This window comes from Rurimicrobium arvi (assembly GCF_039540495.1).
Taxonomy (GTDB): Bacteria; Bacteroidota; Bacteroidia; order Chitinophagales; family Chitinophagaceae; genus Rurimicrobium; species Rurimicrobium arvi.
The window spans coordinates 452,567-473,527 of the sequence record NZ_BAABEZ010000024.1; the positions used below are offsets into that span (position 1 = coordinate 452,567).

General features: G+C 49.0%; 30 protein-coding genes. 4 read left to right on the forward strand and 26 right to left on the reverse strand.

Translation table 11 applies throughout. The features are described from left to right. Position 1: 1 nt before the first annotated feature. Entirely contained in the window at positions 2 to 874 is an 873-nt protein-coding gene (locus tag ABD846_RS14520; RefSeq protein WP_344828634.1) for an SDR family oxidoreductase, read from the reverse strand. A 33-nt stretch (positions 875 to 907) separates the two neighbouring features. After that, positions 908 to 1,723, reverse strand: coding sequence for a 3-methyl-2-oxobutanoate hydroxymethyltransferase (gene panB / locus ABD846_RS14525; RefSeq protein WP_344828636.1), 816 nt, complete (start codon positions 1,721 to 1,723; stop codon positions 908 to 910). 118 nt (positions 1,724 to 1,841) lie between these two features. Here panB and pth point away from each other — a divergent pair, with 118 nt between their 5' ends. After that, the gene (pth, locus tag ABD846_RS14530; protein WP_344828638.1) at positions 1,842 to 2,402 is read left to right on the forward strand and encodes an aminoacyl-tRNA hydrolase; all 561 of its coding nucleotides are present in this window, start codon (positions 1,842 to 1,844) and stop codon (positions 2,400 to 2,402) included. Between the two features lie 83 nt (positions 2,403 to 2,485). Here pth and ABD846_RS14535 read toward each other — a convergent pair whose 3' ends face one another. The 7 genes from ABD846_RS14535 to ABD846_RS14565 all read right to left on the reverse strand — a co-directional run bounded on the left by ABD846_RS14535 (position 2,486) and on the right by ABD846_RS14565 (position 7,039). After that, positions 2,486 to 2,908 carry a GxxExxY protein gene (locus tag ABD846_RS14535; RefSeq protein ID WP_344828640.1) on the reverse strand — a complete coding sequence of 141 codons (423 nt, stop codon included), beginning with the start codon at positions 2,906 to 2,908 and terminating at the stop codon, positions 2,486 to 2,488. A 317-nt stretch (positions 2,909 to 3,225) separates the two neighbouring features. Next, positions 3,226 to 3,648 (reverse strand): NAD(+)--rifampin ADP-ribosyltransferase, encoded by a 423-nt coding sequence (arr, locus tag ABD846_RS14540; protein ID WP_344828642.1) that lies wholly within the window; start codon positions 3,646 to 3,648, stop codon positions 3,226 to 3,228. A gap of 1 nt (position 3,649) precedes the next feature. Further along, positions 3,650 to 4,231, reverse strand: a complete 582-nt coding sequence (locus tag ABD846_RS14545; protein WP_344828644.1) for a hypothetical protein — start codon at positions 4,229 to 4,231, stop codon at positions 3,650 to 3,652. Between the two features lie 204 nt (positions 4,232 to 4,435). Then, complete coding sequence (locus ABD846_RS14550) at positions 4,436 to 5,575, reverse strand: 3-hydroxyacyl-CoA dehydrogenase NAD-binding domain-containing protein (RefSeq protein WP_344828646.1); 1,140 nt, start codon at positions 5,573 to 5,575, stop codon at positions 4,436 to 4,438. A gap of 163 nt (positions 5,576 to 5,738) precedes the next feature. Further along, complete coding sequence (locus ABD846_RS14555) at positions 5,739 to 6,182, reverse strand: SRPBCC family protein (RefSeq protein WP_344828649.1); 444 nt, start codon at positions 6,180 to 6,182, stop codon at positions 5,739 to 5,741. Positions 6,183 to 6,206: 24 nt separating this feature from the next. Next, complete coding sequence (locus tag ABD846_RS14560) at positions 6,207 to 6,686, reverse strand: DinB family protein (RefSeq protein WP_344828652.1); 480 nt, start codon at positions 6,684 to 6,686, stop codon at positions 6,207 to 6,209. A gap of 41 nt (positions 6,687 to 6,727) precedes the next feature. After that, complete coding sequence (locus tag ABD846_RS14565) at positions 6,728 to 7,039, reverse strand: EthD family reductase (RefSeq protein ID WP_344828655.1); 312 nt, start codon at positions 7,037 to 7,039, stop codon at positions 6,728 to 6,730. 186 nt (positions 7,040 to 7,225) lie between these two features. Between ABD846_RS14565 and ABD846_RS14570 the strand changes: the two genes are divergently transcribed. Continuing rightward, entirely contained in the window at positions 7,226 to 8,203 is a 978-nt protein-coding gene (locus ABD846_RS14570; RefSeq protein WP_344828658.1) for a GlxA family transcriptional regulator, read from the forward strand. Between the two features lie 83 nt (positions 8,204 to 8,286). Here ABD846_RS14570 and paaD read toward each other — a convergent pair whose 3' ends face one another. The 6 genes from paaD to ABD846_RS14600 are packed head-to-tail and all read right to left on the reverse strand — an operon-like array spanning position 8,287 to position 12,543. Further along, positions 8,287 to 8,778 carry a 1,2-phenylacetyl-CoA epoxidase subunit PaaD gene (gene paaD, locus ABD846_RS14575; protein ID WP_344828661.1) on the reverse strand — a complete coding sequence of 164 codons (492 nt, stop codon included), beginning with the start codon at positions 8,776 to 8,778 and terminating at the stop codon, positions 8,287 to 8,289. Continuing rightward, positions 8,772 to 9,551, reverse strand: a complete 780-nt coding sequence (paaC, locus tag ABD846_RS14580) for a 1,2-phenylacetyl-CoA epoxidase subunit PaaC (protein ID WP_344828664.1) — start codon at positions 9,549 to 9,551, stop codon at positions 8,772 to 8,774. The genes paaD and paaC overlap by 7 nt, the downstream gene beginning before the upstream one ends. Positions 9,552 to 9,567: 16 nt before the next feature. Next, positions 9,568 to 9,855, reverse strand: coding sequence for a 1,2-phenylacetyl-CoA epoxidase subunit PaaB (paaB, locus tag ABD846_RS14585; protein WP_344828667.1), 288 nt, complete (start codon positions 9,853 to 9,855; stop codon positions 9,568 to 9,570). A gap of 29 nt (positions 9,856 to 9,884) precedes the next feature. Then, positions 9,885 to 10,835 carry a 1,2-phenylacetyl-CoA epoxidase subunit PaaA gene (gene paaA, locus ABD846_RS14590; RefSeq protein ID WP_344828670.1) on the reverse strand — a complete coding sequence of 317 codons (951 nt, stop codon included), beginning with the start codon at positions 10,833 to 10,835 and terminating at the stop codon, positions 9,885 to 9,887. A 35-nt stretch (positions 10,836 to 10,870) separates the two neighbouring features. Next, complete coding sequence (gene paaE / locus ABD846_RS14595; RefSeq protein WP_344828673.1) at positions 10,871 to 11,950, reverse strand: 1,2-phenylacetyl-CoA epoxidase subunit PaaE; 1,080 nt, start codon at positions 11,948 to 11,950, stop codon at positions 10,871 to 10,873. A gap of 5 nt (positions 11,951 to 11,955) precedes the next feature. Continuing rightward, positions 11,956 to 12,543, reverse strand: a complete 588-nt coding sequence (locus ABD846_RS14600; RefSeq protein WP_344828676.1) for a TetR/AcrR family transcriptional regulator — start codon at positions 12,541 to 12,543, stop codon at positions 11,956 to 11,958. A 124-nt stretch (positions 12,544 to 12,667) separates the two neighbouring features. Here ABD846_RS14600 and ABD846_RS14605 point away from each other — a divergent pair, with 124 nt between their 5' ends. Continuing rightward, complete coding sequence (locus ABD846_RS14605) at positions 12,668 to 13,216, forward strand: hypothetical protein (RefSeq protein WP_344828679.1); 549 nt, start codon at positions 12,668 to 12,670, stop codon at positions 13,214 to 13,216. An 8-nt stretch (positions 13,217 to 13,224) separates the two neighbouring features. Here ABD846_RS14605 and ABD846_RS14610 read toward each other — a convergent pair whose 3' ends face one another. Next, positions 13,225 to 13,581: a YraN family protein gene (locus ABD846_RS14610; RefSeq protein ID WP_344828682.1), complete on the reverse strand. Its 357-nt coding sequence runs from the start codon at positions 13,579 to 13,581 to the stop codon at positions 13,225 to 13,227. A 12-nt stretch (positions 13,582 to 13,593) separates the two neighbouring features. Between ABD846_RS14610 and ABD846_RS14615 the strand changes: the two genes are divergently transcribed. Further along, positions 13,594 to 14,580 carry a bifunctional phosphoglucose/phosphomannose isomerase gene (locus ABD846_RS14615; protein WP_344828685.1) on the forward strand — a complete coding sequence of 329 codons (987 nt, stop codon included), beginning with the start codon at positions 13,594 to 13,596 and terminating at the stop codon, positions 14,578 to 14,580. A gap of 53 nt (positions 14,581 to 14,633) precedes the next feature. On the opposite strand, the gene ABD846_RS14620 is transcribed toward ABD846_RS14615, so the two are convergent. The 10 genes from ABD846_RS14620 to tilS all read right to left on the reverse strand — a co-directional run bounded on the left by ABD846_RS14620 (position 14,634) and on the right by tilS (position 20,960). After that, positions 14,634 to 15,140, reverse strand: coding sequence for a KdsC family phosphatase (locus ABD846_RS14620; RefSeq protein ID WP_344828688.1), 507 nt, complete (start codon positions 15,138 to 15,140; stop codon positions 14,634 to 14,636). Continuing rightward, on the reverse strand, positions 15,141 to 15,374 hold the full coding sequence (gene iscX, locus ABD846_RS14625; protein WP_344828691.1) for a Fe-S cluster assembly protein IscX: 234 nt from the start codon (positions 15,372 to 15,374) through the stop codon (positions 15,141 to 15,143). A gap of 33 nt (positions 15,375 to 15,407) precedes the next feature. Continuing rightward, a complete protein-coding gene (locus ABD846_RS14630; RefSeq protein ID WP_344828694.1) occupies positions 15,408 to 15,746 on the reverse strand; it encodes a 2Fe-2S iron-sulfur cluster-binding protein in 339 nt (112 codons plus the stop codon). A gap of 50 nt (positions 15,747 to 15,796) precedes the next feature. Further along, the gene (locus tag ABD846_RS14635) at positions 15,797 to 16,567 is read right to left on the reverse strand and encodes a DUF2520 domain-containing protein (RefSeq protein WP_344828697.1); all 771 of its coding nucleotides are present in this window, start codon (positions 16,565 to 16,567) and stop codon (positions 15,797 to 15,799) included. Beyond that, positions 16,564 to 17,313 carry a lysophospholipid acyltransferase family protein gene (locus ABD846_RS14640; RefSeq protein ID WP_344828700.1) on the reverse strand — a complete coding sequence of 250 codons (750 nt, stop codon included), beginning with the start codon at positions 17,311 to 17,313 and terminating at the stop codon, positions 16,564 to 16,566. Before ABD846_RS14640 ends, ABD846_RS14635 begins: the two co-directional genes overlap by 4 nt. Positions 17,314 to 17,407: 94 nt before the next feature. Then, complete coding sequence (locus tag ABD846_RS14645) at positions 17,408 to 17,707, reverse strand: hypothetical protein (RefSeq protein ID WP_344828703.1); 300 nt, start codon at positions 17,705 to 17,707, stop codon at positions 17,408 to 17,410. Positions 17,708 to 17,781: 74 nt separating this feature from the next. Beyond that, complete coding sequence (gene ung, locus ABD846_RS14650) at positions 17,782 to 18,459, reverse strand: uracil-DNA glycosylase (RefSeq protein ID WP_344828706.1); 678 nt, start codon at positions 18,457 to 18,459, stop codon at positions 17,782 to 17,784. Further along, positions 18,460 to 18,957, reverse strand: coding sequence for a hypothetical protein (locus ABD846_RS14655; protein WP_344828709.1), 498 nt, complete (start codon positions 18,955 to 18,957; stop codon positions 18,460 to 18,462). A gap of 5 nt (positions 18,958 to 18,962) precedes the next feature. Then, on the reverse strand, positions 18,963 to 19,574 hold the full coding sequence (locus ABD846_RS14660) for a fumarylacetoacetate hydrolase family protein (RefSeq protein WP_344828712.1): 612 nt from the start codon (positions 19,572 to 19,574) through the stop codon (positions 18,963 to 18,965). A gap of 45 nt (positions 19,575 to 19,619) precedes the next feature. Beyond that, positions 19,620 to 20,960, reverse strand: a complete 1,341-nt coding sequence (gene tilS, locus ABD846_RS14665; RefSeq protein ID WP_344828715.1) for a tRNA lysidine(34) synthetase TilS — start codon at positions 20,958 to 20,960, stop codon at positions 19,620 to 19,622. Position 20,961 lies beyond the last annotated feature (1 nt).

A 20,961-nucleotide genomic window follows, 5' to 3' on the forward strand; every position in this document is an offset into this window, starting at 1 on the left:
ATTAGGATGTATGCCTTTGCAGGTAATCATCCACATTACTAAAAAAGAAATCAGGGTATTCACTGCTGAATTTCGCCGTTACAAATCCACCGTACAGCGGACGTGCAGCCGGTTGTTTCAGCTCTTCGGTGCTCAGCGGGATCAGGTCGTATTGTGCATCCGGGAAATAGCGGAGGACTCTCAGCGCCAAAGCCACCCGGTTCATATAGTCGGTACTGCCGATATGGTAGACGCCTTTTTTGTGGTCGCGCAGCAATACGAACATGGCACGGGCAATATCAGATGCATTGGTAGGGGAGGCAAACTGATCGTAAGGGAGTTTCAGGGTGAGCTTCTGGCCCGCCTGGCATTGGGCGATGATGCGTGCGATAAAGTTTTTACCGCGCTCCTCATCCCCGTAGATATTTGTCACACGCAATACCAGTGAATCCGGTATGTCACTCAATACTTTTTGCTCCGCTTCCAGCTTATGCCGTGCATATACGCTCAGCGGGTTCACCGGTGCATCTTCGCGGTAAGGACCTTCTTTCCCGTCGAACACGTAATCGGTGGAAATATACACCATACGTGCGGCGCATTGTCTGGCCAGTGCGATAACATTGATCGTACTCTGTACCGTTTTTTGATAACTCTCTTCCGGCTCCGTCTCGCATTGATCCACATGGGTCATCGCACCGCAATGCACGATCACATCCGGTTTCCAGGAGATGATGTCGAAATTCTCGGAATGTTCCGGTTCCAGCGTATTGTAGAAAACGGTGTCATCCGTTGCATAAGAAAAATAGGAACCGAGCACGTCCCATCCTTCGGATTTGAAATGACGCATACAATTGGTGCCCACGAGTCCGGAGGCGCCGATGATAAATACTTTCATACTGTTGTTATCGGTATTCAGTGTTGTTCAGGATTAATATTGTTCCGATTCGTTCGGGAAGCTATTGCTTTTTACATCAGAGATGTATGCCTTGGTGGCATTGGAGATCTCGTCAAACAGGTTGTGGTACCGACGCAGGAATTTCGGGGAGAAATTCTTGTTGATGCCCAGCATATCATGCATTACCAGCACCTGGCCATCCACATGCATACCGGCGCCGATACCGATGATCGGTATTTTCAGTTCTTCTGCCACGCGCTTGCCGAGATTGGCGGGAATCTTCTCCAATACGATCGAAAAGCAACCTGCGGCCTGCAGGGCATGTGCATTTTCTATCAGCGCTTCAGCTTCCTCATCTTCCTTTGCGCGGACGGCATAAGTGCCGAATTTATTGATGGATTGCGGCGTGAGTCCGAGATGTCCCATTACCGGTACACCCGCGCTCACGATGCGCGCGATGGATTCGCATTCATCTTTACCTCCTTCGAGCTTGATCGCATGTGCACCTGTTTCCTTCATCACGCGGATGGCCGATTCCAGTGCTTTTTTGCTGTTACCCTGGTAGCTTCCGAAAGGAAGGTCCACGATCACGAGACAGCGCTGTATACCTTTCATTACGCTTTGCGCATGGTAGATCATATGGTCCAGGGTGATGGGCAGGGTGGTACTGTTGCCCGCCATTACATTGGAGGCCGAGTCGCCTACCAGCAGCACGTCAATTCCGGACGCATCGAGGATGCTGGCCATAGAAAAATCATAGGCGGTAAGCATGCTGATTTTCTCGCCATTCTGCTTCATCCATTGCAGCGTGTGCGTGGTAACCCGTTTGATCTCAGAGTGTACTGACATAGTGTTGTTTTGATAAACCGGATAAAGGTAAACCAAGATTTTGATCCCGGACCCGGAAAATATACGGTATTGCCATCGGCATTGCCTATTGCACGCAAAAGGCTATTTTTGCTGCCTTATGAAATACCTGATAGTCGGACTCGGTAATATCGGCGCGGAATACGACGGCACACGTCATAATATAGGTTTTGATATTGCAGATGTATTTGTGATGCAGCATGGAGGGCAATTCCGCCTTGACCGTCTCGCTTTCGTGGCTGAGTGTAAATGGAAGGGCAAAACAATCGTGGTGATCAAGCCCACCACTTATATGAACCTGAGTGGTAAGGCAATGAAATACTGGATGGATAAGGAGAAAATCCCGGTTGAAAATACCCTGGTGCTCATGGACGACCTTGCCCTGCCGATCGACACGATGCGTATCCGCGGTTCCGGCAGCGATGCGGGTCATAACGGACTGAAGAACATCCAGCTGCTGTTAGGCACCAATGCGTATCCGCGCCTGCGTTTCGGTATCGGTAACAACTTCGCTAAAGGACGCCAGGTAGAGTTTGTGCTCGGCCGCTGGACGCCCACTGAGATGGCGGTTGTAAAAGACAAAGTCCTGAAAAGCTGCGACGCCATCGAATCCTTTGTGTCGATGGGCCTCGAGCGGACGATGAACTTATTTAATAAGTAGATCAGGATTAAGAGGTTTACAGGATTTTATATGCCTGTGTAAACTGCGTTTGCTTGTCCTGCAATTGTTCAGGTTTTTGAGCGCTATATATCTTCCGGATGTAAAGGGTGACCTGTGGGAGCAACGAGTTTCTTGTTGTAGACTCGTTTGAATTCAAGACTGAGGCGGCCGAAGTTAATCAGCAAACCGTCCGCAATATTGTATACCTCCAGGTAATTTATGGCCTGCGCTTTATGAGCATCTTCCAGTTTTTCACGCGCTTTTAATTCCAGCATCACACAGTTTTCTACAAAGAAATCAACCCTGCGTGTGCCGATTTTTATATCTCGATAGAAAATAGGCATGATCATTTCCTGTTGAAACGAAAGCCCGGCAATACTCATTTCCAGCGCCAGAGCTCTCTGGTAGATCACTTCCTGGAAACCATTACCCAGGGTTGAATGTACCTGCATTGCACAGCCGATTATCGCATGTGTGATGTCATTAATGTTCTTCTTCGTTGTCATCTTGTTCGTCTTTTAGCTGTTATTCTTCAGTTCATTATTTTTTCGGTCAGGTTAACCTTAGCCCTTGCCTTCTTTCATTATCTACGGCTTTACTGTAGGTCGTACCTGTGTTAATATACTGCTCATCTTGTAATCTTGTCCATCGTGTACTCCTGTTAATCTTGTACTCCTGCTCATCGTGTACTCCTGCTCATCGTGTAATCTTGTCCATCGTGTACTCCAGTTAATCTTGTTCTCCTGCTCATCGTGTAATCCTGTCCATCGTGTACTCCTGTTAATCTTGTTCTCCTGCTCATCGTGCCACCCTGTCCATCTTGTTAATTGATGATTTCCGTTTTAGGATCTGCCCGCATAGCCGCAATGCGATCTCTCCATTCCTGCAGGGCTTCCGGTGTGAGCCGCACCCAGTCGCTGAGTTCACCCACGACCTTCAGGGGTGCACTACTGCGGTAGGAGCGGGTAGGGTTGCCGGGAAATTTCTTGTCCGTTACGTTGGGATCGTTCTCAAAAGGACCGGTAGGCTCGACAATATAAACTCTTTCACGACCTTCACCGGGAGCAAGTGCAGCCGCAAGTCCGGCTCCGTTTGGCAGCGCAGTGAAGTAGATATGATTCATGATCACCTCCGGCTTATAGTTGGACGGGAAGCCTGCGCTGAGCAGATCGCCGGGTTTGAGATCCGCTTTGGTGCCGTGGTAAAAGGGACCGGTATCTGATACAGCGTTATTGGGTTGCTTCATTTTATTTTCCGAGTGGTAAGATTTCAGTTGTGTCCCTGGTTATCTTTTCTGAATAACGGTACGTGCTGATGCTATGCCGGTAAACGATTGTGTCGCCCTGCCAGCCGAACGTGTCTGATTGGGGATCGACCGGGTCATTTACGTAAATGTAGCCACGATGTTTTTCAAAGATACAGTAAACAGGTTGTGCCACCTCATAGGAGCAGCAGGCTGCCATAAATCCCTGGAAACGGCTGTAGATAATGATCTGGTCATTTTTAAACAAAGTGGTTTTCGGATAGATGGGGAACAACAGCAACGACGCAAGCAATGCCATAAAGATGCCTCCGATTGTAGTGAAAACAGCCGCCACGATAGCCGATGCCAGGTAAAAGGAATAATACAACGACTGTAAGCGTGATTTGCGGAAGGTTTTGAAGAACAGGATCAATCCGGACAGATACAGCGCTATCTTAAAAGGAAACAGTACAGGTTGGCTTATGCGGTACCCGGTTATACCGCTTAGTACAAGATGCAACAACAGAAATGCAAGCACGCAGATGTGCAGGATTACCAGCGTGCGGATGTTATTGTCTTTTTTCATTTATGTAAGATAACGATAAAAGTATCACCGGTGAGCCCCTTTACGGCGACAACCCTAAAAAGCTGGCGGAGTGGGGCGTGAACGTGAACGACTCCACGCAGAGCAAGCCTTCAGAGCCGAAGGCGTAACAGGGAATGTATCCTCAAAAAAGAAGTCCCTCCGTTTTTGATCACGGAGGGACTGTTTATTTTTAAAAGCATTCCATTACCCGGCTTCAGCCCAGCGACGTATCTGCGGACTGACGCGGTAGCGGTCTTCCTGGTAATAATCGTATAAATCTTCGAGCTGTTGCAGCACCTTTTTCCAGCCGATCTCTGCACCCCAGGCCAGTAAGCCTTTCGGATAGTTCACGCCTTTGGTCATGGCTGTTTCGAGGTCTTCGTGACTGGCAATATTCAGGAATAATGAGTCGGCGGCCTCGTTGATCAGCATCACCAGGATGCGGTCGGATATACGTTTCTGCAACGCGGCGTCGTCCTGTGCGGCGGGCAACTCCTGTCCGGCTGCATAACTGTAAAAGCCCCTTCCGGATTTACGTCCGTAATAGCCGGCCTCAAACAGGCGTTTCTGGCTCAGGGATGGCTTGAAGCGCGGATCGAAGAACAGCGATTGCCATACAGATTCCGTCACACGGTAGTTCACATCGTGTCCGATAAAATCCATCAGCGCAAAAGGACCCATCCTGAAGCCCGCTGCCGTCATGGCGGCATCAATTGTTGCACAGTCCGCAACACCTTCTTCCAGCAGGCGGATCGCCTCACTGTAAAACGGACGGGCTACGCGGTTGACGATAAAGCCGGGTGTGTCTTTCGTGATCACGGGTAATTTGCCCCAGCTGCTTACCATGCTGCGCACTTTCGCAGGCAGTGCTGCGTCGGTCTGAACGGCAGGTATGATCTCCACCAGCGCCATCAATGGAGCCGGGTTGAAGAAATGGATGCCGATCACACGCTCCGGGTGCTTGCAGGCTGCTGCAATGGAGGCAAGTGAAAGAGATGAGGTATTTGTCGCCAGAATGCAATCACCGGAAACCACTGCTTCGAGGTTGCGGAATACGGTTTGTTTCACATTGAGGTCTTCCACGATCGCTTCAATGACCAGTTCGCTGCCGGCAAGAGCTTCCAGTGAATCCACAAACTGCAGATTGGCCATATAAGCTTCCGCCTGTTCGTTGCTGATCTTTCCTTTTTCGGCCAGTTTGCCGAAACTCGCTTTGAGGCTGCTGTTTGCGCGTTCCAATGCTGCGCTTTGTGTGTCGTATAAAAATACTTTGTGGCCTGCCTGGGCCAGTACCTGGGCAATGCCGCTGCCCATGGCGCCGCTGCCGATAATTGCTGTTTGCATATACTGTTAGTGGTGCCAAAAATAACGAAATACCCACCGCCAACTATGCCGGGAATCGATATTATTTCTGTCTTTTCTTTCGGATAAGCAAACCCTGGCGCCAATAAAAAGGCCGACAGACAACAAGTGTATCTGTCAGCCTTTCCCGTACACAGCATACTTTTTAGCCGAATACGTTCCTGCCTTTGCCCGTGCTGATCAGGCTGTACAGGCTTTCCCGTACCAGCGCGCCCCAGGCTCCGGAACAGGCACCGTAGCAGGCAAATGAGGGCGTCAGTCCTTCATGCGTAAAGCGCAGTTGTGTCTGCCCGGCTTCCTCGGTTATTTCGAAAATGATCTTAGTGCCGGTCCATTCATTGTCGTTATCGAAGGAGGGGAGCTTGCTGTCGGTTACGAGCCATACCAACCGTTCACCGGGCACCGACTCCAGCACGCGCTGCCGGGAGTAATGCAGGTCCTTCATCCGGTAATCGAATTCGTCTCCCTGTTTTATCGTGTCACCTTCTATGGTGCCCTGCCACCAGCCGCGCACATTATTGATCGCATCAAATACTTCCTGCGGGCTTTGGTCGACGGTGATCGTCGTGGTAAAATGCGTCATGCTCATTTCGTTACTGTTTACCTGTACGGATTATTGAAGCATCACCAGTTGCCCGGTATGGTATTGCAGATGAGAAGTGCGGGTGATGATGATGTTCAGTTTGTTGCGGTGCGGCTCGTTTGCGAACTCCTCTGCGGAAACAGCGGTATGCTTGTCAAACCAGTCATTGAGCTGCATCTTCCCGAATTGCTCGTCCAGGAATGCACATTGCTTTGTCCAGTATTCCCGCAGCAGTGCAACAGGCGGTATTTGTGCTGTTACCTTGTCGGCATTTTTTAGAAACGGCTCGTACAGTTCCGGGTGTTGTTTTTCGCCCAGATCCAGCAGGCGCAGTATGTCATCGTGCACCGCCACCATGTGTCCGAGCAGGTATACGCCTCTGTTTTTGCCCGGCGCAATCTCGTCCATAAGGCGTTCATCGCTCAGTGCATTCAGGTGTTTATTCCAGTTGGCGATAGAGCCGTTCCAGCGGTCCAGTATCATTTTTACCGCGATTTCTGTTGTATGCATATTGTCTGTTTTATTGATTGACTGTTTATTTTGCTTCGTTGTTACAGGTCTTTCGTGTCGTAAATATAGATTTGCACTTCGTTGTCGGCTGCAAGTATTTTGCGGTCTGCCGCACAGGCTTTACCTGTGTCTGATGCGAAAGCACTCATCATTGCTTCCATCGATTCGAAATACAGGTTCGCTACACGATATACATCGGCGTGGCCTGTGGTGGAAAGCAGGTTGCCGTCGCTGATCTCATAGCGCAGCAGTCCCGGTAATTGCCTGGCCAGCGGTACATGCACCTCAAAATAATGCTGCTCAAAGAAGGCCTTGTCTTTAGGCGTCTGGTAGATGATGGTCATTTTTGCCATAATAGTATGCGCTGATTTTTTTTAATGAATTCCCCGGTTGTAAACGCTCCGCGTGCAAATGGCGGGTGGAAGACTTGCAATAACAAAGCTACCGTCCTTATGTTACTTGCGCGCTGTGTAAAATAGACATTGTGACGGGTTGATTCGGACAATTGTGTGGACTACCTTTGTATAAAATAAAAGGGTATGAAGGAACTCTGTATCGTGGTGCCGGAGGGTAACAACAACCTGAGCAGCATTACCGGCGCGTATGAGATATTCAGCAAGGCGAATGCTTACCGGAAAGAAAAAGGTGGATCAGAGCTGTTTCACATATGTCTGGCGGGCATTTCGGAAGCTGTAGACTTCAATGACGGCTTGTTTACGGTAAAACCGCATATGCATATTTCCGCTGTCGGGAAGGCAGACCTGGTCATCGTGCCTTCTCTGAATCATAATTACCGGCTTGCATTGCAGGGGAATGATCTGCTCCTCGACTGGCTGCTGGTCCAATACAGGAATGGTGCGGAAATAGCGACTATATGCACCGGGGCTTTTATGCTGGCCGCCGCGGGTGTGCTGGATGGTAAAAGCTGTTCCACGCACTGGTCGGTCACCGAACAGTTCAGAACCATGTTCCCAAAGGTGAAATTGCAGCCGGATCAGCTGATAACGGACGAAGCCGGCATCTACACCAATGGAGGAGCTTACTCCTTCCTGAACCTGATGATCTACCTCGTGGAAAAATATTATGACCGGCAAACGGCTGTGTATTGCGCCAAAGTATTCCAGATAGAGATCGACAGGGCTGCACAATCTGAGTTTTCCATTTTCTCGGGACAGAAACACCATGACGATGAAGTGATCATACTGGCGCAGGAATATATAGAGCAGAACCTGGACGAAAGAATATCGATAGAGCAGCTTTCCGCTTCATTCAATGTAGGCCGGCGAAATTTCGACCGCCGTTTTATCAGGGCAACCGGTAATACACCTTTGGAATATGCGCAGCGTGTGAAGATGGAAGCAGCGAAGAAAGCGTTTGAAACGAACCGTAAGACAATCAGCGAAGTGATGTATGAGGTAGGCTATACGGATGTAAAGGCGTTTCGTGAGGTGTTTCGCAAGATCACCGGGATGTCTCCGCTTGAATACAAACGTAAATATTATAAGGCGGCATCCTAGTATAGCTCTGTTGTCTGCTTATGCACTTTACAGGAAATATTATCCGGTTGTATGCGTAGCCACAAATGCGTACACGCGGGCATCTAGCGGTGGCACTTAAAGTAATCGAAAGGCTCCTTACAGTCGAGGCAGCGATACAGGGCTTTGCAGGACGTGGAGCCGAACTGACTGATGAGTTCGGTGTGTGTGGAATTACAATGCGGACAAGGTACCTGCTCGCGCGACTGGAATAGTCCGTCCGGACCGCTCGGATTTACCGGCGGGGCGATACCGTATTCTTTGAGTTTTCTTTTACCCTCATCGCTCATCCAGTCGGTGGTCCAGGCCGGACTCAGGCGACTTTCGATACGGATGTCTTTTATGCCGGCTTCCAGCAATGCCATGCGGATATTCATCGAGATCATATCCATCGCCGGGCATCCGGAATAAGTGGGGGTAATGGTGATGGTCACTGCGTCGGGGCCTGTAACAGCCACATCCCGCACCACGCCAAGATCGACAACGCTGAGAACAGGTACCTCAGGATCGGGTACCTGTTCCAGCAATGCCCATATATGTTCGTTTGTGATTACCATTCTTCACCGGGAAATTGTCGTTGCATGTATTGCATTTCGGCCAGTAAAAAGCCCAGATGCTCGGTATGCACTCCGTTCTTACCGCCTTTCTGCATAAACACGTCTGCGGGCGGCATTGTGAGTGTAGCTTCATTGAATACTTCGGCTACTTTTTCTTTCCACGCATTCGCGAAAGTGCGGAAATCGGGTATAGCGCCTGCTGCAATCAGTTCCTGTTCCCACTCTGTGGCGATAAAGAATTCGCCGGTGTAGGTCCAGATATCGTCTATCGACTCCTGTACGCGGCGCTTGCTTTCTTCCGTACCGTCACCGAGACGGATCACCCATTCTGCGCTCCATTTGTAATGATACAACGCTTCTTTGTGCGACTTCTCGGCAATAGCTGCAAGATGTGTGTCGGAAGATTGCTGCAATGCTTCGAGCAACAGCAGCTGATACGCCTCAAACAGGAACTGACGTACTACTGTAAATCCGAAATCACCTTTCGGCAATTCACAGATCAGGAAGTTGCGGAAATCCCGTTCTCCGCGCAGGAAAGCCAGGTCGTCTTCGGTTTTGTTCTCGTTCTGCAGCTGCGCCGCATATTGGTACAGGCTGCGCGTGGCTCCGAGCAGATCCAGCCCGATATTGGACAGCGCAATGTCCTGTTCGAGAATCGGTCCATGTCCGCACCATTCGCAGAGACGCTGGGCGAGTATGAGATTGGAATCCGCCATCTGCAACACATAGTCACACATAGCGGTCCGGTTTTTACTGGGCAATGTTATGTTCATGTCGGTTGCTGCTGGTTTACATATGGCCTATCTCTTCCGGAATATCGTAGAAGGTAGGGTGACGATAGATTTTATCTTCTGCAGGTTCGAAAAGCTCCTGCGCTTCATCCGGGTTGGATGCATGTATGTGTTTGGACTCAACAGCCCAGATGCTCACGCCTTCCATACGGCGGGTATATACGTCACGCGCGTTTTCGATCGCCATGCGTGCATCTGCTGCGTGGAGGCTGCCTACGTGCTTATGATCCAGTCCCTGCCGGCTGCGGATGAATATTTCCCAAAGCGGCCAATCGTTATGTTGCATTGTCTGATATTTTTAAAATGAGTGATTGATTATGCTACTTTTTCGTTTACGCGCGATGCTCTTTTTTCGGCATACGCAGCGGCTGCTTCACGTACCCAGGCACCCTGCTCATGTGCTTCGCGGCGTGCTTTAAGTCGTGCTTTGTTACAGATGCCGTTGCCTTTCACCACGTTCCAGAACTCTTCCCAGTCGATCTCGCCGAAGTCGTAATGACCGCGCTCTTCGTTCCATTTCAGGTCTTTGTCCGGTACTGTGAGTCCGAGGTAATTCACCTGTGGAATGCTTGCATCGATAAACTTCTGACGCAGTTCGTCGTTGGTATGACGCTTGATCTTCCATTTCATGGATTGTTCCGTGTTCGAGGATTCAGAATCCGTCGGTCCGAACATCATCAGGGCAGGCCACCACCAGCGGTTCAGCGCATCCTGCGCCATCTCTTTCTGTGCGGCAGATCCTTTGCTCAGCACCATCATGATCTCGTATCCCTGGCGTTGGTGGAAGCTTTCTTCTTTACAGATGCGCACCATAGCACGCGCATACGGACCATAAGAGGTACGGCAAAGAGCCACCTGGTTCATGATCGCTGCACCGTCTACCAGCCATCCGATCGCTCCCATATCTGCCCAGCTGAGGCTCGGGTAGTTGAAGATGGAGGAGTATTTGGCCTTGCCGGAAAGCAGGTCCTCAATGGTTTGCAGGCGGGTGATACCCAGCGTTTCGCAGGCGCTGTACAGGTAGAGGCCGTGTCCGGCTTCGTCCTGGATCTTCGCAAGCAGCGTTGCTTTGCGCTTCAGCGACGGGGCACGCGTAAGCCAGTTGCCTTCCGGCAACATACCTACGATCTCCGAGTGCGCATGCTGGGAAATCTGACGGATCAGTGTTTTACGATAAGCATCGGGCATCCAGTCTTTGGGCTCGATTTTGATTTCGGCATCCACTTTGGCCTGAAATTGTTCCTCAAAATTGATTTGCGGACTCATATGCTTGGATTTAAGATTGTTTAGAAATATTATGATTAACGTACATCAAAGTTAACGATTACCTGTTCGCTGCGTGGATGTGCCTGGCAGGCCAACACAAAGCCCTGTGCAAGCTCATCCTTCTCCAGTGCATAGTTCACGTCCATCTCCACTTCACCGGATTCCACTTTACAGCGGCAGGTGGCACATACGCCCCCTTTACAGGCAAAAGGCAGATCGGCGCCGTTACGCAATGCAGCATCCAGGATGCTTTCCCCATGGTAGCCCAGGCGTACCGTGGATGCGCTGCCATCCAGGTGGATGGTTACTTCGCTCATCGTATCATCGCCATAGGCCATATCGCGGCGGGCCTTTTGTTTTTCAGCAGCGGTAGCGGAATAGAACAATTCAAAGTGAATACGCTCTTCGGGTATACCGGCGGCTTTCAGCGCTTCTTTACCGCTCAGGATCATTTCTTCTGGACCGCACAGAAACACGTCATCAATTTTTTGTGCGTCTACGACCTTATCGAGGAAGATATTGATCTTAGCCGGATCAATGCGCCCGCGCAGCAATTCCGCATCAGCCACTTCGCGGCTCAGCACGTTGTACAGGCTGAAACGCTCCATATATTTATTTTTAAGTGCTTCGAGTTCAGATTTGAAAATGATGGAGCCGCGGTTCTGGTTGCCGTATACGAGACAGAATTCGCTCTGAGGTTCGCTCTGCAATACCGTTTTAATGATAGAGAGGATTGGTGTAATACCGCTGCCCGCTGCAAAAGCCAGGTAATATTTTTTGCGTTCGCGGTTCAGCTCACAGGTAAACAAACCCTGCGGAGCCATAGCGTCCAGCGTGTCACCAACCTTCAGCTGATGGTTGGCAAATTGCGAAAACAGACCGTCTTCTACTTTTTTGATTGCCACGCGCAGTTCCCTGTCGAGCGGACTGCTGCAGATAGAGTAGGAGCGGCGTACCTCTTCTCCGTTGAATTCTTTACGGAAAGTAAGGTACTGGCCATGCCGGAAACTGAATTCCTGCTGCAGTTCCGCCGGAACTTCCAGTGATACCGACACGCAGTCTGCGGTCTCTTTACGAACGTTTTTTACTTTAAGCGGATGAAATGTGATTGCCATGTGTATTATGCTTTGATGCCATTCATCAGGATGGCGCTGATATCTTTTGCCAATGAATCTTTACTTACGCCGCGGCCGGGTTTATACCACAATTCCACCCAGCGAAGGGAGGATAAGAGGGTAAACAGTGCCACGGATATATTTACTTCCTTGAACGCACCTGCCGCGATACCCTCGGTAATGATGCCGGCAAGGTTCTTCTCATACTCCTTACGCATTTTCTTGAACTCGGTAAGGCGTTCTGGTTTAAGGTACTTCCAGTCGTTGTTCAGCACGGAAACCGCATCGCGGTATTCAAAAATGATCGCTACATGAAACGCAATGATCGCCTCCATCATACGCGGATAATCGCCTGCAAACTGCACGCGCGCTTCCTCCAGTTGCCGGTTGTATTTTTCACCGGCCTCAAAACAGATCGCGTCCAGTATCTCGTCTTTAGATCGTATGTGGTTGTACATGCTCGCCGCCTCCATACCCACACGTTCCGCAAGTTCGCGCATAGAAGAGCCTCCGAAGCCCTTCTCCCGGAAGAGACGGGCAGCTTCGCCTAATATCAGCGAGCGACGATCGGGTTTGGTTTTTGTTGACGGCATTCCAATAGCAAAAATAATAAATCCTGAGAATACTAACTAACGTTTGTTAGTTTTTCTTTTGTGATATTGTTAAGTTTTGGGAAATACGTTGCGTCGTACATTCAAAAAGCTAAAATCTGTATTTATGAAACGCTCTTTACTTCGCCTGTTTTTCATCTGCTTCAGCCTGCTGTCTCTGCAGGTATGGGCAGATCCTTCTGTTGCTTCCGGCCAGGTCCGTAAGAAAGCAAAACATAAGGTGGTGCTTACGAAAGGCACGCTTTTTATGCTGAGTCCCGAAAGACGTACGCAGATATGGTATGCACGTAAATACAGCAAACAGGGGAAATCCTTATTCCGTACCGAATACACAATCTATAACGAACAGAAAAAGTTGCTGGCATCAGTACAGGCCGATCATGACAAACGCCGGAAGGTAGTTACGGTATCGGTAAAAGACCTGACCTCCCAGGGATTTCCTACTTCTAATATAGAGTCGGACACCTATTCCGATCCGTTTCCCGGCCCGTTCGGCCACATCGGTAAAGTGGGAGCAGCGAATAAAAGCAATCCCGGACAGATGATGGTGCGTTTTGCAAATAAACGGTACGATTATGTGCAGGTGCTCAGTATTGCGGATGCACATGAAGATCCCGGGAAGAAGTTGCAGGTATACGTACTGGACAGGAAATAAGCACTTCTTTAATAGAATGCATCATGGAAATGCCTGATTTCAGGCGCTTCTGCGCCATTCCATTCGATGCTGATCACGTCGAACCGGATGGATTTAACATAACCGGTTTGTGCACAATACGCAACCGCTGCTTCTTTCAGATGACGTTGTTTTGCGGGTGATACAGATTCTTCCGGGAAGCCAAAACGCTTACTGCGCCTTGTTTTCACTTCTACGAATACCAGGTCTTTTCCGTCTTTTGCTATAATGTCCACTTCTTTTTTTCCATAACGCCAGTTACTCGCAAGGATAATATACTCTTTTTTTTTCAAAAAATTCATAGCCTGCAGTTCGCCGTTTGTTCCTATTTCGTTATGTTTGGACATTCGTTAGTCAGTATGGAAGAGTTAATTATCAGATTTACCACGCAGATGCGTGAGGCCTTGCAGATAGCAGGCAAATATAAATTCCGCGTTCCGAAAAGCACTAAATTTCAAAATGTTATACTTACCGGTCTGGGCGGTAGCGGTATTGCGGGTTCAATTGTACAGAACTATGTTTTCGACAAGATAAAAATTCCTTTTGTTGTCAATAAAGATTATTTCCTGCCCGCATTTGTCGGAAAAGAATCCCTCGTGATTGTCTCTTCCTATTCTGGTAACACTGAGGAAACGATCGCAGCGCTGGAAACTGCAATTAAAGCCAAGGCAACTGTGGTGTGCATTACTTCCGGCGGTAAAATAGCGGAATTGGCGGCTAAGAAAGGGATCGATTGTATTGAACTGCCCGCCGGGATGCCGCCGCGCTCCTGCATCGGATATTCTATGCTACAGGTGCTGCGCACATTTGAGCATTTCGGGTTATGTAAAGGAGTGCTCGCAAAAGACGTTCCGGCAGCTATAGAGTTGCTGGATAAAGAAGAGAAAGACATCCGCCGCAAGGCCAAAACCATTGCCGCAAAGCTATTGGGTAAACTGCCGATCATCTACGCTGCATCCGATTACGAAGGTATGGCCATACGTTTCCGCCAGCAGCTGAATGAAAACAGCAAGGTCCTTACCTGGCATCACGCTATTCCGGAAATGAACCATAACGAGCTGGTAGGGTGGCGCGATAAAGATCCGAACAAAGTGGTGGTCTTATTGCGTAACGAAACGGATTATGATCGTGTGCAGACGCGTATGGAGATCAACAAAAAAGTTTTTAAGCAGTATACTCCCAATATCATTGAGATCCATTCAAAAGGCAACAGCTATTTTGAACGCATCTTCTATCTGATTCATCTTACAGATTACGTGTCTACAGAACTTGCGAAGCTCAGGGAAGTAGATGCGACGGAAGTGGCGGTGATCGATTTCCTGAAAGGTTCCCTGGCAAAAGTGTAACACCAGCGTATTTTCTATATAAAAAAAGACCTGAATCCGATTCAGGTCTTTTTTTATTCCGGAATATCCCAATGGCCATTCAGTTTCAGTACTTTTTCGATCACATCCCGGACACATCCCGTGCCGCCGGTGTGATGCGATACATATTGCGAAACCGCTATTATTTCGGGAGCCGCGTCTGCAGGACAGGTCGGTAAACCGCAGAGCTTCATAGCGGCATGATCCGGTATATCATCTCCCATATACAGTGTCTGAGCGGGCGTATTGCCATACTGTAACCAGAGTGATTGCAGCAACTGCTTTTTATCGCCTACATCGTAGTGCGCTTCTGTAATGCCCAGACGTTTCAGGCGAAGGATCGGCGCCTCCTGCTTCCCTCCGCTGATGATCCAGACCTGGTATCCTTTTTTTACGGCCAGCTGCAATGCATAGCCGTCGCGGATATTCATTCTGCGCAGCATCTCACCCTGTTCCGTAATCAGTAGCGTGCCATCGGTAAGCACACCGTCGATATCGAACACAAAGGTGGTAATATCTTTAAAGCGGGAAAGGATATTCATTTATTTCTGATTGTCGCGCCATTCATATACCCAGCTGCTCTGGATCATTTCGAGGTGGCCTTCGTTGCACTCTTCTTTTTTACCTTCAAAATGAGGCAATTGCATTACCCATTCCATCAGGTCGGTAAAGCGTATGCGGTATATCTGGCTTTCACCGAAGTTGTCGCCGAACTTTTCATATAGTTTCAGAGCGATGTCTTCGTAATCATTCCATTTAATCGGTGGTTCGTACATGTTTGCTTTGTATTGAATGGTTGGAAAATGTTTTTAGTCGCCGTAGATCAACGTTTGGTCGGGAAGGGTCACTTCTACTGTGCCGCTCTCATTTTTGTTGAGCACGCATTGGCAGCCCAGACGGGAATTGATGCGCGGGTTGCGTGCACGGTCGATAAAGTCTTCTTCCCGGTCAATTATTTCCGGGAAAAAGTCATCCCCCTGTTCCACATAGAGATGGCAGGTGCTGCAGGCGCAAACCTGTCCGCAATTGTGGTGCAATTCAATATCGCGATCCAACAGTACTTCCAAAACACTCTGACCGCCCTGTACATTTTCGATCACAATAGGTTTCAGTCCCTGTTGTTCAAAATTTACTTTTAGTGTATACATTGATTGTTGTAAGAAAAATTGAGAGTGCAAAGGTAATCCATCGGCTGTTTTCAGCCATACATCTTTCTGATAGAATCCGTCAGAGAATCGTATATTCTAAGCAATTCCGGCATTTCAGTGAGTAAATCACGGTGCTTTTGCAGCGTATTGGTATCTCCGCGCAGCGCCGGTCCGGTCTGAATTTCCCTTGCCGGTGTCTGATCGAGCGTACGCAGCCACTCGTGCAGCATAGGTTTCAACAGGTTTGCGCTCAATCCGTTAGCGGTGCACAAATCTTCGGCAACTGCAAAAAGATGATTCGCAAAATTCTGTGTGAGCACAGCGCTCAGGTGCAGTATTTGTCGCTGTCCTGTATCGGCGACCACTACCGGTGAAAAGCATTTTTCAGCCGTTGCGCGTAATGCTTCCAGTGTGTCTGAGTCGGATGCGTCTATACAAACGGGTACAGGTTCGGTAAGTGGCTTTATATGTGCACTGATCGACGCGATCGGCCAGAGACACCCATAATGCGCCGCATGCATGCCAAGTACTGCAATGTCAGTATTGCCCGAAGTATGCACCATAATCATATGTTTCTTCAGGCCTGTCTCGCCGGCAACTGTTTCAATGGCGGCATCCGGTACACAGATCAGGCACATCGTTCCCGGTTCGTCAGGGATATCTGTCAAACGATCCATCAACGGTACCCCGGTTTGCGCTGCAATAATTGCCGACTTTTCTTTATTGCGTGCAAAGATTCCTTTTACAGGGGCATGGGCCGCATGTAAGCAGCGGGCAAGGAAAGAGGCCATTTTTCCGGAACCTATCAGGTAGTAGTTCATGCGCGCTTGTTTGTGACGTAATAATCATGCATGGTTTGCCATATCTGTGCTTTCAGCGCAGGCAGTTCTTTCAGACTCATACCTGCTGTTTCCACCGGTGGAAGAAAATGCAGTTCCACCGGGCAGGGGCGGCCCCAGAAGCCGTACTGATGCGGTAAGATCTTTCCGGTATTGAAAATAAGCGCCGGCATCACCGGTTTCTGCTCCCTTATGGCAACCACGAATGCCCCGTCCTGGAATTCCTGCAACGGTTCGTTTGTTTTGTTGCGTGTACCTTCAGGATAGAGGCAAAGGTGCAAACCCATCCGCAATGTTTCGCGCATAGCGGTGAAACTTTCCTTGCGGCTTTTTTCACTTTCGCGGTCCACGAGTATGCTGCCCGTCTTGTAAATAAGCCCGAACAGGGGAACTTTAGCGATTTCCACTTTCGCGAGTGTCTTGTTAGCGCCGGGTATCCAGGGGCTGCTTACCGGGATGTCTATGAAGGAATTGTGGTTGCAGACCACCACATAGTTTTTGCCTGGCGCAAAATATCCGGTTCCTTTCCTGCGTACCGGACAAAACACAAGCGGCATAAAGACATTCATCCAGACGACGAAGATGCCGTGCAACGCTTTGCTGCGCCGGGGTTCCGGCAGACCGAGGATCAGCAGGGTGGCAATATAGGCCGGAAGCATGGTTATGATAAATACCAGCAACAGGTACACGAGGTATATTTTGCCGGCGATATTTTTTATCGGATTCATCGCCTCAAATGTACAAGCTAATCACGGCTATGGCAAAAAAGCAGGAAGGGGATGACTTAACGGCATCCCCTTCCTGTGCTGAAAATTCTGTTTATTAACGGTAGTAACCGTTGTGTTTGGCGCGGTAGATCGTTGCGTTGGCCTGACGCTGTTCTCTGCGGATAATGCGGTGTTCGGCAGGAGTAATCACTCCATCTGCTTTAGCTACCCGTGTTGCGATCCGCACATCTTTTCTTTGTCTTGCGATGGCGGCGTGTTCCCTTGGAGTGATGCTGCCGTTACGAACGCCCTGATGGATGCGTGCGGTTTGTCTCACATTTGTGCGGTGTATATTCTGCGCATTTGCGCCTATTGTCATCATCAGTGCCGCAGCCATTACGATTAAAGCTTTCATTGTTCCAGATTTTTAAGTGTTATTGAATCTTTATTTGCACTTATGACCCGGTAACGGAAAAAGAGTTTAATGGCTCAGGACAAATTCCAGTCTATTGGCTTTTTGTTATGATGCGCGAGGTATTCGTTCGTTTTGCTGAAATGCCTGCAGCCGAAAAATCCGTTATGTGCAGAAAGGGGAGAGGGATGGGCTGCTTTAAGTATCAGGTGCTGCTGCGGATCGATAAATGCTGCCTTACTTTGTGCAAAACGGCCCCAAAGAAGGAACACGATGTTTTTTCTTTTTTCGGCTACAGCGTGGATCACCGCATCCGTAAACCGGTGCCATCCTATATTCGCATGCGAATTGGCTTTATGCGCCTCTACAGTCAATGCTGCATTCAGCAATAATACGCCCTGTTCTGCCCACGGGGTCAGGTCTCCACTGCGGGGAACCGGCATGCCGGTATCCTGGTGAAGCTCTTTAAAAATGTTGACAAGTGAAGGAGGAGGCGGAACTCCCTGCGGAACGGAAAAGCTTAGTCCGTGCGCCTGACCCGGATTGTGATACGGATCCTGGCCCAGCAATACCACGCTCACCTTGTCGAAGGGAGTGGTGTTAAATGCGCGGAAAATGTCGGGACCGGCAGGATAGATGGTCTTTCCGGCCTGCTTTTCCTGCTTCAGAAACGCGCTCAGCTGCGCAAAATAAGGATCTTCAAACTCCTTTGCCAGCTGTTCCTTCCAGCTTTCCTCTATCTTTACCGCCGCCATTTATTTGCCCGTTTTCTTTTCTTTTTTCAGGCGGAAAATAGAGATGCTGCCGCATGATTCGCCGGCATGCCGGAACATCGACGACTTCATATGCTGCTCCAGCTCAATACGGTAGTTGCCATCCGAGGGAGGCGTAAAAGAGAAGTTGATCACATTGGATGTCTGCTGCAGCGGTCGCTGCTCCTTTGCAACCTGTAATTTCATTTGCGGATCATACAGGGAAAGCCGCATTTTGCGTGCACGCGTATTGCCTATAAAAACGATCTGGTAAAATTCTCCGCCCTGCATGCGCGTTACCACCGGAAATCCGTCGCTGGCGCTGATCCCGATCATTGCATCGTTCTGCAATTCGAAACCCTGTTGTACCAGCGAACTTTTGAGTTCGGCAGACTGCGCTGCGATCACCGCGTCTTTGCAGCCAAGATGAGGTTGTTCCTGCGCGCTTACGGCAAACACATTGCAGGTGATCAGGCATATAATGCCAAACATTCGTTTCATGTAAATTATTTTATGGTACATTGGAGTACTTCCTTTCCATTCAGGTATCCGGTCAGTTCGTCCGCGACGCTGAGTCCGCCAACACCAGCCGGAGTGCCGGTGAAAATAACATCCCCGATATTGAGTGTAAAAAACCGGGATACATAACTGATGATTTTTTCAGGGGAGAAGATCATCATTTTGGGGTCGCCCTGCTGACGCGTTTCGCCATTGATTCGTAATTCGAACATACAGTCGCGTATCGACTGGTTGTCTTCCAGCATTACAAAATGACCTACTGCTGCAGATCCGTCAAACCCTTTTGCGATCTCCCAGGGCAGGCCTTTGTCTTTCAGCTTCTTTTGCACATCCCTTGCTGTGAAATCAATCCCCACCGTTACGGCATTGTAATAGCGGCGTGCAAACTTTTCCTGTATGAATTTTCCGTTTTTGCAGATCCGTAATACCAGCTCTCCTTCATAGTGCAGATCATTGGTATAATCAGGATAAAAAAGAGGCTTGCCGTCGGTAAGAAGAGCTGTTTTGGGTTTCATGAAAATAATAGGTTCATCGGGCACCTGGTTGTTCAATTCCTGTGCGTGCTCTGCATAGTTGCGTCCAATACAAATAATCTTCATAACAGCATCTGTTTTCTATGTGCAAAAGTAATTTTTTGGCTTGTTTTAGCTCAATCTAAATTCGATTCTAAGGATTTTTTTTGTGCTTTTCGCCACTTTATAGCGCTCGTCGCTACGGTGACCAAGTACCCAAACCACGGATTTTCCGCTGGTAAGAATCCATAGGCGGTCTTTTTCCGGAGCCGGTATTTTTTTATCGATCAGGAACCTTGATACTTTCTTTTTCTTCATACCAAACCCTGCAGGATAAAAATAATCACCCGTTTTGCGTCTCCGCAGGATCAAAGGAAACGTGAGCTTATCCCCATCCACGAAGATTATGTAGGCGTTGTCTGCCGAAACGGCTGTTGCATCTGACTCTGAAAGATAGAGCGTGCCTTCGGGTGTGTCTGTTTTTTCACCGGTTGCATTGATCAGTATGAAGTCCGCCGCTTCAGACAATTGTTCTGTAACAATGAAAAAATCGCGGTCGCGTATCAATCTGTGCGTGGCTGAATCGATAAAGTGCCCTGAAGACGCATGCAGGAGCTTTTGAATTTCCTGCATTTGCCCCGGACTGAAGCCGAATGGTGTAAAAAGTTCATAGAGGATCGTCGGCAGGTCCAGACTTTTTACCAGTAATCTTAAAGGGATATACCAGTCCCGGCCACGACGATCGAGCAATTTTTTCAGTTCCCGGTCCACGGATTTACGATAATATTTTTCTGCACCTGTAAAGCGCGTTATACTCTGGTTGATGGCGTTTACCGCCTGCGGATAGATTTTTTCCAACCCGGGAAGAATGTGGTGACGGATCGCGTTGCGGCTGTACTTATCCGACTGATTTGATATATCCTCGCGGAACGTAATATTGTTTGCCTGAATGTAGTCGTCGATCTCCCTGCGTGTGGCAAAAAGCAGAGGACGTATCACCGGCCCGTTGATGATCGGTATACCGTGCAGTCCGCTCAACCCCGTCCCACGTGCCAGATGCATCAGGAGTGTCTCCGCATTATCATCTGCATGATGAGCCGTGGCGATATAGCGGTATCCGAATTCCTGCTGCAATTCCTGAAACCACTCGTAACGCAGTTTTCGCGCGGTCTCCTGTATACCTTCACCATTAGCAGCACTTTGGAGTGTATTGAAAGCAATGTAGTGATGACTGATCTGTTTTTGCTCTGCGAAAGACTGCACCAGTGCGGCATCTGCATCTGAATCCTTGCCACGTAGCTGAAAGTTGCAATGTGCTACGGCAAATCGTATTCCCGATTCGAGCAACAGGTGTGCGAGGGCCATTGAGTCGCGCCCTCCGCTCACTGCCAAAAGTATTTGTTCACCTGGAATAAGCGGGAACTGCTGTTTCCAGTGCGTCGCAAATTGTTTGGATAGTATGTGTGTGTTCATG

Coding starts and splice junctions, on each gene's coding strand:
- ABD846_RS14520 (WP_344828634.1), bottom strand. CDS start 874: ATGAAAGTATTTATCATCGGCGCCTCCGGACTCGTGGGCACCAATTGT.
- panB (WP_344828636.1), bottom strand. CDS start 1,723: ATGTCAGTACACTCTGAGATCAAACGGGTTACCACGCACACGCTGCAA.
- pth (WP_344828638.1), top strand. CDS start 1,842: ATGAAATACCTGATAGTCGGACTCGGTAATATCGGCGCGGAATACGAC.
- ABD846_RS14535 (WP_344828640.1), bottom strand. CDS start 2,908: ATGACAACGAAGAAGAACATTAATGACATCACACATGCGATAATCGGC.
- arr (WP_344828642.1), bottom strand. CDS start 3,648: ATGAAGCAACCCAATAACGCTGTATCAGATACCGGTCCCTTTTACCAC.
- ABD846_RS14545 (WP_344828644.1), bottom strand. CDS start 4,231: ATGAAAAAAGACAATAACATCCGCACGCTGGTAATCCTGCACATCTGC.
- ABD846_RS14550 (WP_344828646.1), bottom strand. CDS start 5,575: ATGCAAACAGCAATTATCGGCAGCGGCGCCATGGGCAGCGGCATTGCC.
- ABD846_RS14555 (WP_344828649.1), bottom strand. CDS start 6,182: ATGAGCATGACGCATTTTACCACGACGATCACCGTCGACCAAAGCCCG.
- ABD846_RS14560 (WP_344828652.1), bottom strand. CDS start 6,686: ATGCATACAACAGAAATCGCGGTAAAAATGATACTGGACCGCTGGAAC.
- ABD846_RS14565 (WP_344828655.1), bottom strand. CDS start 7,039: ATGGCAAAAATGACCATCATCTACCAGACGCCTAAAGACAAGGCCTTC.
- ABD846_RS14570 (WP_344828658.1), top strand. CDS start 7,226: ATGAAGGAACTCTGTATCGTGGTGCCGGAGGGTAACAACAACCTGAGC.
- paaD (WP_344828661.1), bottom strand. CDS start 8,778: ATGGTAATCACAAACGAACATATATGGGCATTGCTGGAACAGGTACCC.
- paaC (WP_344828664.1), bottom strand. CDS start 9,551: ATGAACATAACATTGCCCAGTAAAAACCGGACCGCTATGTGTGACTAT.
- paaB (WP_344828667.1), bottom strand. CDS start 9,855: ATGCAACATAACGATTGGCCGCTTTGGGAAATATTCATCCGCAGCCGG.
- paaA (WP_344828670.1), bottom strand. CDS start 10,835: ATGAGTCCGCAAATCAATTTTGAGGAACAATTTCAGGCCAAAGTGGAT.
- paaE (WP_344828673.1), bottom strand. CDS start 11,950: ATGGCAATCACATTTCATCCGCTTAAAGTAAAAAACGTTCGTAAAGAG.
- ABD846_RS14600 (WP_344828676.1), bottom strand. CDS start 12,543: ATGCCGTCAACAAAAACCAAACCCGATCGTCGCTCGCTGATATTAGGC.
- ABD846_RS14605 (WP_344828679.1), top strand. CDS start 12,668: ATGAAACGCTCTTTACTTCGCCTGTTTTTCATCTGCTTCAGCCTGCTG.
- ABD846_RS14610 (WP_344828682.1), bottom strand. CDS start 13,581: ATGTCCAAACATAACGAAATAGGAACAAACGGCGAACTGCAGGCTATG.
- ABD846_RS14615 (WP_344828685.1), top strand. CDS start 13,594: ATGGAAGAGTTAATTATCAGATTTACCACGCAGATGCGTGAGGCCTTG.
- ABD846_RS14620 (WP_344828688.1), bottom strand. CDS start 15,140: ATGAATATCCTTTCCCGCTTTAAAGATATTACCACCTTTGTGTTCGAT.
- iscX (WP_344828691.1), bottom strand. CDS start 15,374: ATGTACGAACCACCGATTAAATGGAATGATTACGAAGACATCGCTCTG.
- ABD846_RS14630 (WP_344828694.1), bottom strand. CDS start 15,746: ATGTATACACTAAAAGTAAATTTTGAACAACAGGGACTGAAACCTATT.
- ABD846_RS14635 (WP_344828697.1), bottom strand. CDS start 16,567: ATGAACTACTACCTGATAGGTTCCGGAAAAATGGCCTCTTTCCTTGCC.
- ABD846_RS14640 (WP_344828700.1), bottom strand. CDS start 17,313: ATGAATCCGATAAAAAATATCGCCGGCAAAATATACCTCGTGTACCTG.
- ABD846_RS14645 (WP_344828703.1), bottom strand. CDS start 17,707: ATGAAAGCTTTAATCGTAATGGCTGCGGCACTGATGATGACAATAGGC.
- ung (WP_344828706.1), bottom strand. CDS start 18,459: ATGGCGGCGGTAAAGATAGAGGAAAGCTGGAAGGAACAGCTGGCAAAG.
- ABD846_RS14655 (WP_344828709.1), bottom strand. CDS start 18,957: ATGAAACGAATGTTTGGCATTATATGCCTGATCACCTGCAATGTGTTT.
- ABD846_RS14660 (WP_344828712.1), bottom strand. CDS start 19,574: ATGAAGATTATTTGTATTGGACGCAACTATGCAGAGCACGCACAGGAA.
- tilS (WP_344828715.1), bottom strand. CDS start 20,960: ATGAACACACACATACTATCCAAACAATTTGCGACGCACTGGAAACAG.